General features: G+C 62.1%; 14 protein-coding genes. 10 read left to right on the forward strand and 4 right to left on the reverse strand.

Annotation, left to right across the window (positions count from 1 at the left end):
* Positions 1-49: 49 nt before the first annotated feature.
* Together AAC029_RS00915 and AAC029_RS00920 are read left to right on the forward strand one after the other, a co-directional pair.
* Positions 50-1,255, forward strand: a complete 1,206-nt coding sequence (locus tag AAC029_RS00915) for an EAL domain-containing protein (protein ID WP_339742898.1) — start codon at positions 50-52, stop codon at positions 1,253-1,255.
* Between the two features lie 41 nt (positions 1,256-1,296).
* Positions 1,297-2,169: a TIGR01459 family HAD-type hydrolase gene (locus AAC029_RS00920; protein ID WP_339742901.1), complete on the forward strand. Its 873-nt coding sequence runs from the start codon at positions 1,297-1,299 to the stop codon at positions 2,167-2,169.
* On the opposite strand, the gene AAC029_RS00925 is transcribed toward AAC029_RS00920, so the two are convergent.
* Together AAC029_RS00925 and AAC029_RS00930 are read right to left on the reverse strand one after the other, a co-directional pair.
* A complete protein-coding gene (locus AAC029_RS00925; RefSeq protein ID WP_339742904.1) occupies positions 2,166-2,864 on the reverse strand; it encodes a protein phosphatase CheZ in 699 nt (232 codons plus the stop codon). The genes AAC029_RS00920 and AAC029_RS00925 overlap by 4 nt on opposite strands.
* Before the next feature lie 51 nt (positions 2,865-2,915).
* Positions 2,916-3,302: a response regulator gene (locus AAC029_RS00930; RefSeq protein ID WP_339742907.1), complete on the reverse strand. Its 387-nt coding sequence runs from the start codon at positions 3,300-3,302 to the stop codon at positions 2,916-2,918.
* Positions 3,303-3,421: 119 nt separating this feature from the next.
* Between AAC029_RS00930 and AAC029_RS00935 the strand changes: the two genes are divergently transcribed.
* The 6 genes from AAC029_RS00935 to mutL all read left to right on the forward strand — a co-directional run bounded on the left by AAC029_RS00935 (position 3,422) and on the right by mutL (position 11,074).
* Positions 3,422-3,865: a MaoC family dehydratase gene (locus AAC029_RS00935; RefSeq protein WP_339742909.1), complete on the forward strand. Its 444-nt coding sequence runs from the start codon at positions 3,422-3,424 to the stop codon at positions 3,863-3,865.
* A 6-nt stretch (positions 3,866-3,871) separates the two neighbouring features.
* On the forward strand, positions 3,872-4,816 hold the full coding sequence (locus AAC029_RS00940) for a bifunctional riboflavin kinase/FAD synthetase (RefSeq protein WP_339742912.1): 945 nt from the start codon (positions 3,872-3,874) through the stop codon (positions 4,814-4,816).
* A gap of 182 nt (positions 4,817-4,998) precedes the next feature.
* Entirely contained in the window at positions 4,999-7,971 is a 2,973-nt protein-coding gene (gene ileS, locus AAC029_RS00945; RefSeq protein WP_339742915.1) for an isoleucine--tRNA ligase, read from the forward strand.
* Positions 7,964-8,554 carry a signal peptidase II gene (lspA, locus tag AAC029_RS00950; RefSeq protein ID WP_339742919.1) on the forward strand — a complete coding sequence of 197 codons (591 nt, stop codon included), beginning with the start codon at positions 7,964-7,966 and terminating at the stop codon, positions 8,552-8,554. Before ileS ends, lspA begins: the two co-directional genes overlap by 8 nt.
* Positions 8,555-8,626: 72 nt before the next feature.
* Positions 8,627-9,169, forward strand: a complete 543-nt coding sequence (locus tag AAC029_RS00955; RefSeq protein WP_339742922.1) for a DUF3035 domain-containing protein — start codon at positions 8,627-8,629, stop codon at positions 9,167-9,169.
* A 54-nt stretch (positions 9,170-9,223) separates the two neighbouring features.
* On the forward strand, positions 9,224-11,074 hold the full coding sequence (mutL, locus tag AAC029_RS00960) for a DNA mismatch repair endonuclease MutL (RefSeq protein ID WP_339742925.1): 1,851 nt from the start codon (positions 9,224-9,226) through the stop codon (positions 11,072-11,074).
* A 23-nt stretch (positions 11,075-11,097) separates the two neighbouring features.
* Here the strand turns inward: mutL and rsmD are convergent, their stop codons facing one another.
* Together rsmD and AAC029_RS00970 are read right to left on the reverse strand one after the other, a co-directional pair.
* The gene (gene rsmD, locus AAC029_RS00965; protein ID WP_339742928.1) at positions 11,098-11,661 is read right to left on the reverse strand and encodes a 16S rRNA (guanine(966)-N(2))-methyltransferase RsmD; all 564 of its coding nucleotides are present in this window, start codon (positions 11,659-11,661) and stop codon (positions 11,098-11,100) included.
* Positions 11,662-11,664: 3 nt separating this feature from the next.
* On the reverse strand, positions 11,665-12,900 hold the full coding sequence (locus AAC029_RS00970) for a pseudouridine synthase (protein ID WP_339742930.1): 1,236 nt from the start codon (positions 12,898-12,900) through the stop codon (positions 11,665-11,667).
* A gap of 37 nt (positions 12,901-12,937) precedes the next feature.
* On the opposite strand from AAC029_RS00970, the gene tadA reads away from it, so the two are divergent.
* On the forward strand, positions 12,938-13,420 hold the full coding sequence (gene tadA / locus AAC029_RS00975) for a tRNA adenosine(34) deaminase TadA (protein ID WP_339742932.1): 483 nt from the start codon (positions 12,938-12,940) through the stop codon (positions 13,418-13,420).
* On the forward strand, positions 13,410-13,742 hold the full coding sequence (locus AAC029_RS00980; protein ID WP_339742935.1) for a TfoX/Sxy family protein: 333 nt from the start codon (positions 13,410-13,412) through the stop codon (positions 13,740-13,742). The genes tadA and AAC029_RS00980 overlap by 11 nt, the downstream gene beginning before the upstream one ends.

Consider the following 13,742-nt stretch of genomic DNA (forward strand, 5'->3'; position numbering starts at 1 on the left):
GTATTGCTACCGATTCGTTTTCGGCAATCCGGGTTCAACAAGGCTGCCCATGCCCCGCGCTTCAGATATTCTCATCCTGCTGACCTATGTGATGATCGCCGTCGTCGCAGCGATCGGCTTTGAATATTTCGGCCTGATGTCGACCTCGACGGCCTGGATGATGGGCGCCATCGTCTTCATCGTGGCGGGCATGGCGCATTCGGCTGCGGCCCATGCGCATGAACGCCGCACCACGGAAGAAGAAATCCGCGGTCTCAAATCGGCCAATCTCGCTCTGGCTGAAGAATTCGAGGCCGCCCAGCGCCGCCTTGATGAGATCACCGACGAGCTGCGCTGCGAAGCGGTTGAACGCGATAATGCCTTTGTGCATGAAGTCAAAGTGCTGGAGGATTTGGTGCGCCGGGTCGGCGAACCTATCCCGGACCGGGCCGGCCATGCGGTCGAGACCAGCGGCAAGGCGGTCAGCATCGATGTCATCCGCGAAGCGCTGCAGGCCAATCGCGTCGACCTCTACCTGCAGCCCATCGTCACCCTGCCGCAGCGCCGGATCATGTTCTATGAAAGTTTCACCCGGCTGCGCGATGCGGCGGGACGTGTGCTGGCACCGAGCGTTTTCATCGAGGCCGCCGAGCGTGCGGGTTTGATGACCGAAGTCGATAATCTTCTGCTGTTCCGTTGCGTCCAGATCCTGCGTCGGCTGACGCAGCAGGATCGCCGTGTCGGGATTTTCTGCAATGTCTCGCCCAATTCGCTGGCCGATGAGAGCTTCTTCCCGTCCTTCCTCGACTTTATCCGCCAGAATAATGACCTGGCCGGCGCCTTGATCTTCGAAATCCCGCAGCGCGCTTTTATCGAACGCAATGCCATCGCAGCGCGCAACATGTCGCGCATGGTCGATTTCGGCTTCCGTTTCTCGGTCGATCAGGTCACCGATGTCGATCTCGATCTGAATGAGATGCAGCGGGCCGGTGTGCGCTTCGTCAAGATCGCCGGCGGACGCCTGCTCGATGCCGTCAATAATCTGGAATCGATCGCCGGTCTCGAAGCCGGATCCATCGCACACGAAGATATGGCCGGCGTGTTCGCCCGGCACGGGATTGATCTGATCGTCGACAAGATCGAGACCGAAGCGACCGTCGTCGAAGTGCTCGAGCTCGACGTTGCCTTTGGCCAAGGCCATTTGTTCGGCGAGCCGCGTCCAGTGCGTGACGAGGCGCTCGATGAAGCCGGCAATGTCATCCGGATGGCTGGCTAACGGCGATTGACCCGGCGCAGCGACGCTGCTTCAACGCCTGCATGACCCAGACTGTATCCCCGTCCCAACCCGCCAATCTGTCCCGGCTTCGTGACCGCTATGACGTCCTGTATTGCGATGTCTGGGGCGTGATCCGCGATGGCCGAAGCCTTCTGCCAGCCGCTGTCGATGCGCTGGCCAGGTTTCGCCAGTCCGGCGGCTTTGTCTGTCTCGTCTCCAATTCGCCGCAACGCGCGCGCGGACTGGCCGCCATGCTCGACCAGATGGGCATGCCGGCGGGCAGTGTTGATGCGATGGTCACGTCCGGCGATGCGATCCATGCCGAATTGGCCCTGCGCGCTCCTGGCCGCGCCCTGCGGATCGGGCCGGATGGCGATGATGACCTCTATGACGGGTTGGAGATCGAATTTACCGGCATCGAGGACGCACAATTCATCAGTTGCACTGGGCCTGACGATTACTGGAACGGCAAGCCGGAAGATTATCGCGCAGTGCTGGAGACGGCGCTGGCGCGCGATCTCGATCTGGTCTGCGCCAATCCCGACATTATCGTCCAGTCCGGTGATCGTCTGATCTATTGCGCCGGTGCCATCGCGCGTCTCTACACAGCGATGGGTGGGCGCAGCGTCGTCGCCGGTAAGCCGCATCGCCCGATCTACGCGCTGGCGCGGACCAAGGTGGAAGCATCGGGCAGGGCGTTCGATCCGAAACGGGTGCTGGCGATTGGCGACGGGCCTGAAACCGATATCGCCGGGGCATTACGGGCTGGTGTTGATGCGCTGTTTATCGCCGAGGGCATCCATGGCGCAGATATGAATAGCGACAGCCCCGATTTCGAGGCTGTCGCTGACATTCTGGGGAATTATGACGTCACCGCGCGCTGGTGGGCGCCCAAGCTGGTCTGGTCTGATTAGTCGAACAGCGAGTCGATCGAGTTCTGGTCCAGATCATTGACCGGCGGCGCATCCATCGTCGCGAACATCGCGTCGATATCGTCCTGGCTGGTTTCCGGGCCGCCCATCGCCGGGCCGTTGAGCAATTGCTCGCGGGCACGCTTTTCCTGGGCCGTCTCTTCGTGCGGAGCATGGTCGGCATCACGCACGCCCATCACTTCGGCGAAGTGGGCAACGCGCTCTTCGACATGGCGCAGGCTGTTGACGACTTTCGAGACGCGCTGACCGGCGAGATCCTGGAAACTGCAGGCCTCAATAATGGTCATCATGCGTGCTTCGACATTGGCCCGATAAGCGTCAAAATCCTGTTCATCATCACACAACACATCCTCGGCCGCCGACATGATCGTCTCGGTGGCTTTCTCGGTGTCCCCAACCACGGCCTCAAGTTCGGCTCCGGCGGTGGGAATGCGCTGGGTCTTGATATCATTGGGTCGCAATGCCGCAATCTCGTCCCGCGTGCGCGAGATATAATCGGCAATATAATTGAATTCCTGGCAGATCGACTGGTCGAGGGAGCTGAAAAACAGCTTCATCGTATCCGTCAGCTGGTGGGCCAGCTTCAAAACTTCCATGATCTGCGCACCTTGCAGATCGCTGGCCTTCAACGAGGCGAGCGAGCTGCGGACTTGCGCGGCAACATTAGCGGCGGGCATGGGGCCCTCCTTGCTTAGCAGGTTCAAACAACGGGTCGTCCAGGGTTCAGCCTAGAAGTCACCCAAAACGGCGGACATCTTTGATTTGAGAGTGCCAGCATTGAAGGGTTTCACGATGTAGTTGTTCACACCGGCTCGTTTCGCCGCGACAACATTCTCGGTCTTCGATTCTGCGGTCACCATGATGAAGGGTGTTGCTTTCATGCCCTCATCAGCGCGAACCTTCTGCAGAAGCTCGTAGCCGGTCATCGGTTCCATGTTCCAGTCAGAGATGACCAGTCCATATTTGTTTTCCTGCATCTTCGCGAAGGCTTCGCCTCCATCGGACGCATCGTCCACATTCTCGAAGCCAATCTGCTTGAGCAGGTTGCGTATGATTCTGATCATGGTTTTGTAGTCATCCACAACCAGGATCGACATTGTCATATCGACAGCCATGCTAAGTCTCCATCCACTCGGCGCGTTTCCTGGGACAGCTTGTTCCGCTGTCTTCATCGATGACCCTAGACAATTGCAGATAAAAATCGGTTAAAGCGGGCAAAGAGACGGAGAGACTCATGGCCGAAAATGATGGAATTGCCTTGGAGGACATGCGAATCGGACAATCGGCAGAAGCAGCGCGAGTCGTTGAAGAAGCCGATTTGGACCAGTTTGCGCAGGTTTCCGGTGATTATAACCCGGTCCACATGGACGAAGTTTACGCCCGATCGACCCCGTTTCGGGGCCGGATTGTCCATGGCGCGCTCGTCGCATCCCACATCTCCGGCGTGCTCGGCAATCAGCTGCCAGGACCTGGCGCGATCTTTTTGGCCCTGAATATGCGCTTTTTCCAGCCGGTCCGGATTGGCGATGAAGTGCTGACCCGCGTCACGGTCAAGGACATCGATATCAAGGCGCGGCGCCTGATTATGGATTGCGTCTGCACGGTGGAGGGCAAGGTCGCGATGCAGGCCGAAGCTGAAGTCATGGTGCGCAAGCGCCGCCGCAAACCGGTTGAATAAATTTTGATGCAGGTTTTTCACGGATATGACGGGCTGAAATCCAGTGCGCGCGGCGCCGTTATCGCGCTGGGGAATTTCGACGGTGTCCATATAGGCCACCGGGCGGTGCTCGATCTGGCGCGCTCGCTGGCTTGTGAAGCCGGAGCCCTGCTTGGCGTTGCCCTGTTCGATCCGCATCCACGCCGCTATTTCGCACCTGAGGCGCGTTCCTTTCGCCTGATGAGTCCGGCGCGGCGCAATGCGACGCTGGCCGCTTTGGGCGTGGCGCAGCTGCACGTGCTCGAATTTGATCAGGCGATGGCGCAGATGACACCGGAGGGTTTCGTCCAAACCGTCCTCGCTGACGGGCTCGGCATTGCCGGCATCGTCACCGGCGCCGATTTCCGTTTCGGGGCCGGCCGTACTGGCTCAACGCTGGAGCTGGCGCAATTATGTGAGGCGCGCGGCATCCGTTCGGCCTTCGCCGAGCTGGAGGGCAATGGCGCCGACAAAGTGTCCTCGACCCGCATCCGCCAGGCGATTCATGACGGCAATATGCGCGCCGCCGCTGAACTGCTCGGCGCTCGCTGGGTCGTCGATGGCATTGTCGTGCAGGGCAATCAGCGCGGCCGGACGATCGGTTTCCCGACTGCAAATCTCAACATGGGCGATTATGTCCGCCCGGCCTATGGCGTTTATGCGGTACTCGTTGGCATCGATGGAGAACCGGCTACGCGTCCCGCAGTGGCCAATATCGGCAAACGGCCGACGGTCGACGGTGTCACCGAATTGCTCGAGGTTCACCTGCTCGATTTTGACGGTGACCTCTATGGCCGTGAGCTGGCGGTTGAATTTCATGACCATTTGCGCGCCGAGCACCGTTTTGACGGCCTTGATGCGCTCAAGGCCCAAATCGCGCTCGATGCGGCCCAGGCGCGCGCGGTGCTGACGCACGTGGCTGGACCGGCCTGACCGGCTCGGATATACGCGGAGCATGGTTTGTTCCCGATTGAACATATGCGACGCGGCGCTGGCGCCGGCGTCTTCTGTCCGGCGAATTAGCGGCCCGGGCCGCCGGGCTTGATCCAGGCGGTTCCGGGAGATTGTCTCGCCTCCAGAACCTTCCAAGATATTGACCGCAAGGACCCGATCCGATGACGGATACGCCCGCCGATAACGGCACCGATACTGCTGATAGCCGCGATTATCGCCAGACCCTGTTTCTGCCCAAGACCGATTTCCCGATGCGCGCCGGCCTGCCGACGCAGGAGCCGCTCTGGCTCGAGCGCTGGGAGAAGCTGGGCATCTATCGCCGCCTGCGCGAACAGAGCCAGGACAAGACCCGTTTCGTGCTGCATGACGGCCCGCCCTATGCCAATGGCCACATCCATATCGGCACCGGGATGAACAAGATCCTCAAGGATTTCGTCGTGCGCTCGCGCCAGATGGCCGGCTTTGATGCGCCCTACCGTCCGGGCTGGGATTGTCATGGTCTGCCAATCGAATGGCAGATCGAGCAAGCCTACCGCGCCAAGGGCCGCAACAAGAATGACGTGCCGACCAAGGAATTCCGCGCCGAATGCCGCGCCTATGCGGGCGAATGGATCGATACCCAGCGCGAGGAATTCAAGCGGCTCGGCGTCGCTGGCGATTGGGACGATCCCTACACCACGATGGCGTTTGCGTCCGAAGCGGTGATCGTGCGCGAATTCCTCAATTTCGTGAAACAGGGCCTGGTCTATTGCGGCTCGGCGCCGGTGATGTGGTCGCCGGTCGAGCAGACCGCTCTGGCCGAGGCCGAAGTTGAGTATCACGACAAGGTTTCGACCACGATCTATGTCCGCTTTCCGGTGCGCGGTCTGCGCAAGGACGGTTCGGCGATCCCGCACCAGTGCATCGGCGCGCAAGTGGTCATCTGGACGACGACGCCCTGGACCATCCCGGCCAATCGGGCGATCTGCTATTCGCCTGACATCAGCTATGGCCTCTACAGGGTCACGGCGATGGGCGAGAGCGACTACAAGCCTTGGGCGATGCCGGGCGACACGCTGATCGTCGCCGACAATCTGTGGGAAGAAACCGCGGCCGCCGCGAAGATCATCCATGCCGAACGGGTGATGACCGTCAATCCCGACGGCCTGGTCTGCGCCCATCCGCTCGCCAATGCCGACAAATACTGGAGCTATGGCGTGCCGCTTCTGGCTGGCGAACACGTCACCGACGAGACCGGCACCGGCTTTGTCCATACCGCACCGGGACACGGCGCCGAAGACTATGCCGCCTGGATGGCGCATCCCGAATGGCATGATCGCCAGACGCCGGTTCCGCAAACGGTCGGCGAGGATGGAGCGTTTTACGACACCATCCCGCTATTCGGCGGCCTGCACATCATCCGTGTTGACGGCAAAAAGCAGGGCCAGGACGGTCCCGCCAATAAGGCGGTGATGGATGCCCTGATCGCCCAGAACCGCCTGCTGGCGCGTGGTCGTCTGGAACATTCCTATCCGCATTCCTGGCGCTCGAAAGCACCGGTGATCTTCCGCAATACGCCGCAATGGTTCGTCGCTATCGACCGGCCGATGCAGGATGGGCGCTCCTTGCGTGAGGCCGCGCTGAAGGCGATCGGTGATACAGAGTGGACCCCCAAGGTCGCGGAAAACCGCATCCGCGCCATGGTCGAGGGACGGCCCGATTGGCTGGTCTCGCGCCAGCGCGCCTGGGGCGTACCGCTCACGATCTTCGTCGAGACGGCAACCCGCCGTGTCCTCAACGATCCCAAGGTCCATGCCCGCATCATCGCAGCGGTGGAAGCGGACGGGGCGGATGCCTGGTTCGAACGTCCCGCGGCGGAATTCCTCGGTGAGGAATACTCGGCCGATGAATGGGAAAAAGTCACCGACATTCTCGATGTCTGGTTCGATAGTGGCTGCACCCATGCCTTCGCGCTGGAGCCGCGCCCGGATCTGAAATGGCCAGCCGATCTCTATCTGGAAGGCTCTGACCAGCATCGCGGCTGGTTTCAGTCCTCCTTGCTGGAAAGTTGCGGCACGCGCGGCCGTGCGCCCTATGACGCCGTGTTGACGCATGGCTTCGTGATGGCCGGCGATGGCCGCAAGATGTCGAAATCACTCGGCAATGTCGTCGCCCCTGACGATGTCGCCAAGAAATATGGCGTCGAAATCCTGCGGCTGTGGGCGGCGGGCCAGGACTATACCGACGATCTGCGCATCTCCGACGAGATCCTCCAGACCAGCGTCGATGCCTATCGCAAGCTGCGCAATACAATGCGCTACGTCCTCGGTGCACTCGATGGTTTCGAGGCGTCAGAAGTCGTGGCGCATCATCAGATGCCATCGCTGGAGCGCTGGGTTCTGCACCGCCTGCACGAGCTCGATGGCATCGTGCGCGAGGGCTATGCGGCCTACGACTTCAAGAAAGTCTATTCGGCGCTGTTCAATTTCTGCGTCGTTGATCTGTCGGCCTTCTATCTCGATGTCCGCAAGGATGCGCTGTATTGCGACAGGCCGGATGCGCTGCGCCGCCGCGCGGCCCGCACGGTGATGCATGAAGTGCTCGACCGGTTGACCGCATGGATGGCGCCGATCATGCCCTTCACCATGGAAGAGGTCTGGCTCGGCCTGCATCCATCAGACACCGATAGTGTGCATTTGCGCGAATTCCCGCACACGCCAACCGATTGGCACGATGGTGCCCGCGCCGAACAATGGCAGACAATTCGTCGCCTGCGCCGTGTCGTCAACGGGGCGTTGGAAGTGGAACGCCGTGAAAAGCGGATTGGCTCCAGTCTTGAAGCCGCACCGCAAGTCTTCATCACCGACCCGGCCTATCGCGCGGCCCTGGCGGCCCAAGCCGATGGCGATGTCGATCAATATCTCGCCGAGATCGGCATCACCAGCCAAGCGAGCCTGATCGACGGGCCCGCGCCGGGCGATGCCTTCCGTCTCGAGGACGTCGCCGATATCGGTGTTGTGCCGGGCCGCGCCGCGGGCACCAAATGTGCGCGCTCGTGGAAATACTCGACCGAAATTGGCAGCGACAGCCGCTATCCTGATCTCAGCCCGCGCGATGCCGATGCGGTCTCTGAGTGGGACAAGCGTCATGCTTGAGCGTCTGAAGGCGATCCGGATTGATGGCCAGGCCCGTCTGGGCCTGAGCCTTGCCGGCGTGGTCTTGCTGCTGGACCAGCTGACCAAATGGCTGGTGCTCGACCGGCTCGCCTTCTCGCCGCCCGGCTGTCTGGATTTCCAGCGTGCTGACGCGCTTGAGCGTGCCGGCATGGTCAATAATTGCGGCCATATCGATCTCTCCTCGTTCTTCGACCTCACCATGGTCTGGAACAAGGGCGTCAGCTTCGGCATGCTCGGTGCTGATGGACCCTTGGGGCGCTTCCTGTTGGTTGGTTTCTCCGTGGCGGTCGCGCTGGCGCTAATCGCCGGCCTGATGTCGCTGGGGCCCTTCAAGGTCACGCACCGCTGGCAGGCGATCGCCTTCGGTCTGATTATCGGCGGCGCGCTGGGCAATGCGGTGGACCGGGCGCTTTATGGTGCGGTCGCCGATTTCCTGAACTTTTCCGGCCTGATGTTTCCCTGGGTGTTCAATATCGCCGATGTTGGCATCAATCTCGGGGTCGCCGCGATCGTGCTGGATGTGTTCATCCTTGACCGTGCCAAGCCCGCTACAAAGATGTAATGGTCTGCGGGCTGGAGATTGGCGAGACTCTTCGATACACATGATCCGAAGACTGACTGGAGCTAAGTCGACATGCGTTTGCCATCCGTATTTCTTACCGCAGCTGCGGCCTCTTTCGCCCTGACAGGGTGCGCCGCTGTTGAGCAGGGCTTTGGCGGCGGCAAGGTGACGCCGGACGAATTCCGCACCGTCACGATTGCACCGCTGAGCGTGCCGCCAGAATATAATCTGCGTCCGCCACAGCCCGGTGCGCCGCGGCCTGAAGAGATCTATCCTGACCAGATGGCCCGCGCGGCCTTGCTTGGGTCCCAGGGTGAGTTCCAGGGCAGCGATGCCGAGGCCCTGCTGGTCGCCCATGCTGGCGGCGGCGCTGCCGACCCTTTCATCCGCTCGATCATTGATGGCGAAACCGCCGGCGTTGTCCACAAGACCCGCAGCTTTGCCGATCAGGTCCTGTTCTGGCGCAATGGCGAATACCAACCGCCCGTCGATGCGACACCGCTCGATTCGTCCGGCGAGGCCGCGCGCCAGGAGTCGATCCTGAACGTGACCGGTGGCGGCGATGTCGAAATTGAACAGGATCGCCGGCTGCTGCCAAAACTGCCCGGCATCTGATCGCAGCATGGCTGCACACTTGACCGACTCAGGGCCAGCCGAAAGGTTGGCCCTATGTCTTTGACCATGACCCAGCCGACCATCCGCCGCCTGCCCGCGCAGACCGTCAACCGCATCGCCGCAGGCGAGGTGGTCGAACGGCCAGCCTCCGTCGTCAAGGAGCTGGTCGAGAATGCGCTCGATGCCGGCGCCACCCGGATCGAGATCGCAGCGGAAAATGGCGGTCTCTCGCGCCTGCTTGTTGAGGATAATGGCAAGGGCATGAGCGCCGAGGAACTCGACCTCTGCGTTGAACGCCATGCGACCTCGAAACTGCCGCTCGGCGAAGACGGCCAGGACGATCTGCTCAATATTTCCACCATGGGATTTCGCGGCGAGGCCCTGCCTTCGATTGGCTCGATTGCCCGGCTCGCCATTATCAGCCAAGCGCGCGGCGCCGGCGATGCCTGGTCGATCAATGTCGAGGGCGGCCATAGCGATGGCGTTGCGCCGGTCGCGCCACTGGGGCGGCCGGGCACCCGGATCGAAGTGCGCGACCTGTTCTACGCCACCCCGGCGCGGTTGAAATTCCTCAAGAGCGAACGGGCGGAGAATCTCGGCATTACCGATGTCGTCAAACGACTGGCGATGTCACGGCCCGATGTCGGTTTCTTCCTGACCCAGGACGGGCGCAAGCGCCTGTCGATTGCGGCTGAGAGCGGCGATGACAGCGAGGCGCACAAAGCGCGGATGACGGCGGTGATTGGGGCCGATTTCGGTGCCAATGCGCTGGAGGTCAACCAGGAGCGCGAAGGTGTGCGGGTGATCGGCTTTGCCAGCCTGCCGACCTATTCGCGCGGCAATGCGATGCACCAATACCTGTTCGTCAATGGCCGTCCGGTGCGCGACAAATTGCTCGGCGGTGCGGTGCGCGGCGCCTATCAGGATTTTCTCGCCCGCGATCGTCATCCGGTCGTCGCCCTCAATGTCGAACTGCCCACCGGCCAGGTTGACGTCAATGTTCACCCGGCCAAGGCCGAGGTGCGGTTTCGTGATGCCGGTCTGGTGCGCGGGCTGATTGTCGGCGCGCTGCGCCATGCGCTCGCCGCTGCCGGTCATCGCGCCTCCACCACCGTGGCTGGTCACGCCCTTGGCGCGGTCCGGCCTGAGGGTTATCAGCCTCCGCCGGGCGTCCAGTATCAGGCCGCGCAGCATTCCGCGCTGTGGGGCCGTATGCCGGGCCCGCAACAGCCGGGCGTTTTCGAGCCGGGCATGTCGGCACGGATTGAAAGCGATAACGCACCCGACTTCGCGGACGGCGCAGTGCCACAACCTCCGACGCCGGACTGGCCGCTCGGTACTGCCCGGGCGCAATTGCACGAGACCTATGTCATCGCCCAGACCGCCGACGGGATCGTCATCGTTGATCAGCACGCCGCCCATGAGCGTCTGGTCTATGAGCGGATGAAGAAGATGCTCGCCGAGACCGGCGTTCAGCGCCAGCGCCTTTTGGTGCCAGAAATCGTCGATCTCGAGGAATCCGAAGCCCAGCGCCTGCTGGATCGTAGCCACGAGCTTGCCGAGCTGGGTCTGGTGATCGAAGGCTTTGGCTCGGGCTCGATTGCCGTGCGCGAAACTCCGGCCTTGCTTAAGAAACTTAATGTGCAGGGTCTGATCCGCGATCTCGCCGACGATCTCGCCGAGTATGACCAGGCGCTGTCACTCAAGGAAAAGCTCGAAGATGTGGTCGGCACGATGGCCTGTCATGGCTCGGTGCGCGCCGGTCGCCGGCTGAATGGCGAGGAGATGAATGCGCTGCTGCGCGAGATGGAGGCGACGCCCCATTCCGGCCAGTGCAATCATGGCCGCCCGACCTATGTCGAGCTCAAACTGGCAGATATCGAGCGATTGTTCGGGCGGCGCTAGAGCGTCGGCGCCAATGCCACCGCTCAGTTGTCGCGTTCGAGGAAGATGACCTTCGCGGCACCGTATTCGCGCTCATTGGCGACGATCCAGCCGGGCGTTTCCGGCTTTTCCTGGATCCCGACTTCCAGCATCGCGACGGCATCCTCGGCGACCCATTTGCCGCTCAGCAATTTACCGAGCGCCTTTTCGCCCAGACCGCTGCCATAGGGCGGATCAAGGAAGATCAGATCGAAGGGCTCGGCCATCGAAGCCGGCTTTGAGCCCATCGCCGTGGCATCCTTGCGGTGCAGGCTGGTTTGCGAGAACAGTTTGAGTGTCTGGATATTCTCATGGATTGCGGCGCGCGCGCCGGCTTCCGAATCCACGAACAGGCAGAAGGCGGCACCGCGTGACAGCGCCTCGAGCCCCAGCCCGCCGGAGCCGGCAAACAGGTCGAGCACCCGGGAGCCAACCATCGGTGGGGCCCATTCGGCATGGTCGAGTATATTGAAGATCGCTTCGCGGGCCCGGTCCGAGGTTGGCCGCGTGGTGCGGCCCTTCGGTGCTGTGATGGTGCGGCCCTTATACAGACCTCCGACGATTCTCATGACTTAGCCGCGCCCCCTGGGTTTGCGATCCGGACCGGGCCTGCCACCGGGGCCGGGCTTGCCGCCCGCACTGGGTCTGCTACCTGCACTTGGTCTGCCATTGGGGCCAGCCTTGCCGGCACTGTCGCGATTCTTGCCGGCCATCTGGAAGCCGGTTTTGGGCTTTCCGGAATGAGCGCCCGCATCAGGCTTGCGGCCTGCCGGTTTTCGCGTATCGGCGCGCTCTGGCTCGGCGCTGCCGGCATTCGCCCCGCGCGGTGCAGATCGGGTCGGGCTGGGGCGATTTGGGTCGACCCGTTTTGAAGCTGGCCGCTTGGAGTCAGGGCGTTTGGAGTCTGGGCGCTTGGAATCAGGACGGGAGCGGGGGCCGCGCGTTTGGGAATCTTCCAGATATTGGACCGGTTTGGCGTAGCCGGGCTGGCCGGCGCCGCCCATGGTGCGTTTGGCGGCGCGTTTGACCGGCCGGGCGCTGGCTGCGGCCAGTTCTTCGAATACATGTCCGGCTTCCATCAGATGGCCGCACTGGTCCTTGAGGACACGCGATGCGACAGATTTGACTTCGCCGCGCTCGATTGTGCCGAGCTGGAAGGGGCCATAGGCGATCCGGATCAGCCGGTTGACGCGCAGGCCGACCGCATCGAGGGCGCGGCGAACTTCGCGGTTCTTGCCTTCCTTGATGCCGATCGTCAGCCAGATATTCGAGCCGGTCTCGCGCTCGACTTCCACTTCCATCGGGCCGTATTTCAAACCTTCAACGGTGATGCCCGCCTGCAGTTTCGCGATGGCGGCATTGTCGATCGAGCCGAAAGCACGGGCCCGATAGCGCCGCGTCCAGCCGGTCGATGGCAATTCCAGGGCGCGGGCGAGGGCGCCGTCATTGGTCAGCAGTAACAGGCCTTCGGAGGTGAGGTCGAGGCGGCCAATCGAGATCACGCGGCCGAGTTCTTTGGGCAATTGATCGAACACGGTTTCGCGCCCTTCCGGGTCGCTATGCGTCGTCACCAGGCCGGCCGGCTTGTGATACAGCCACAGCCGTGTCGCTTCCGGCGTTTCAACCGTGACGCCATCGACGATGATCGTCTCCTGGCCGGTCACCTTGAAGGCCGGGGTGTCGAGGACCTTGCCGTTCACATTGACCCGGCCGCCTTCGATCATGCGCTCGATCTCGCGCCGTGAGGCGACGCCGGCACGGGCCAGATATTTGGCGATGCGTTCGCCGCTTTCTACTGCGTCGGTCAAACTTGACCCTTTCCCATTGGCGCTCTACGCCGCCGCTATGACAACGTTGCGAGATACCGGGTTTATGGAGGCGGCACTACGCCTGGCGCAATCGGCAGCAAAAGCTGGCGAGACGCCCATTGGCGCAATTATCGTCGATCCGACCACGGACGAGATCATCGCTGAGGCGCACAATAGCCCGATTGCCGGTCATGATCCAACCGGGCACGCAGAAATTCTCGCTCTGCGCGCCGCCGCCGCCAAACTGGGTAATTACCGCCTGCCCGGGCTGGAGCTGTTCGTGACACTGGAACCCTGCGCCATGTGCGCCGGCGCCATCTCTCACGCGCGTATTGGTCGCCTGATTTATGGCGCCGACGATGCCAAGGGCGGTGCCGTCGGGCATGGGCCGCGCTTCTTCGAACAGCCGACTTGTCACTCGCGTCCGCAGGTTACATCCGGCATATTGGCTGAAGAAAGCGCGGTGCTTCTTCGCGGGTTTTTCCGGGCGCGTCGCAAAGGGAAGAATGATGGCGGTTGATCCTGATCTCGTAGACCGCATGGAAGCCGCATTGATCGCACGCGGAGCGAGCCCGGTGCGCCGCAAGATGTTCGGCGGTATCACGCTGATGGTGAACGGCAATATGAGCTATGGCACCTCGGGCGAGGAGATGCATGTTCGCGTCGGTCCCGAACGCCATGCCGAGGCACTCGCCCGGCCGGGGGCTCGCGCGATGGATTTCACAGGCCGGCCGATGAAAGGCTGGGTCACGGTCGACGGCCCCGCCGATCTGTCCGATGAGGAAATCGGCAGCTGGGCTGATTTGAGTCTGGCCTTCAACCGCACCCTGCCGGCCAAATAG

The sequence above is a fragment of the uncultured Maricaulis sp. genome (assembly GCF_963975345.1).
GTDB lineage: Bacteria > Pseudomonadota > Alphaproteobacteria > Caulobacterales > Maricaulaceae > Maricaulis.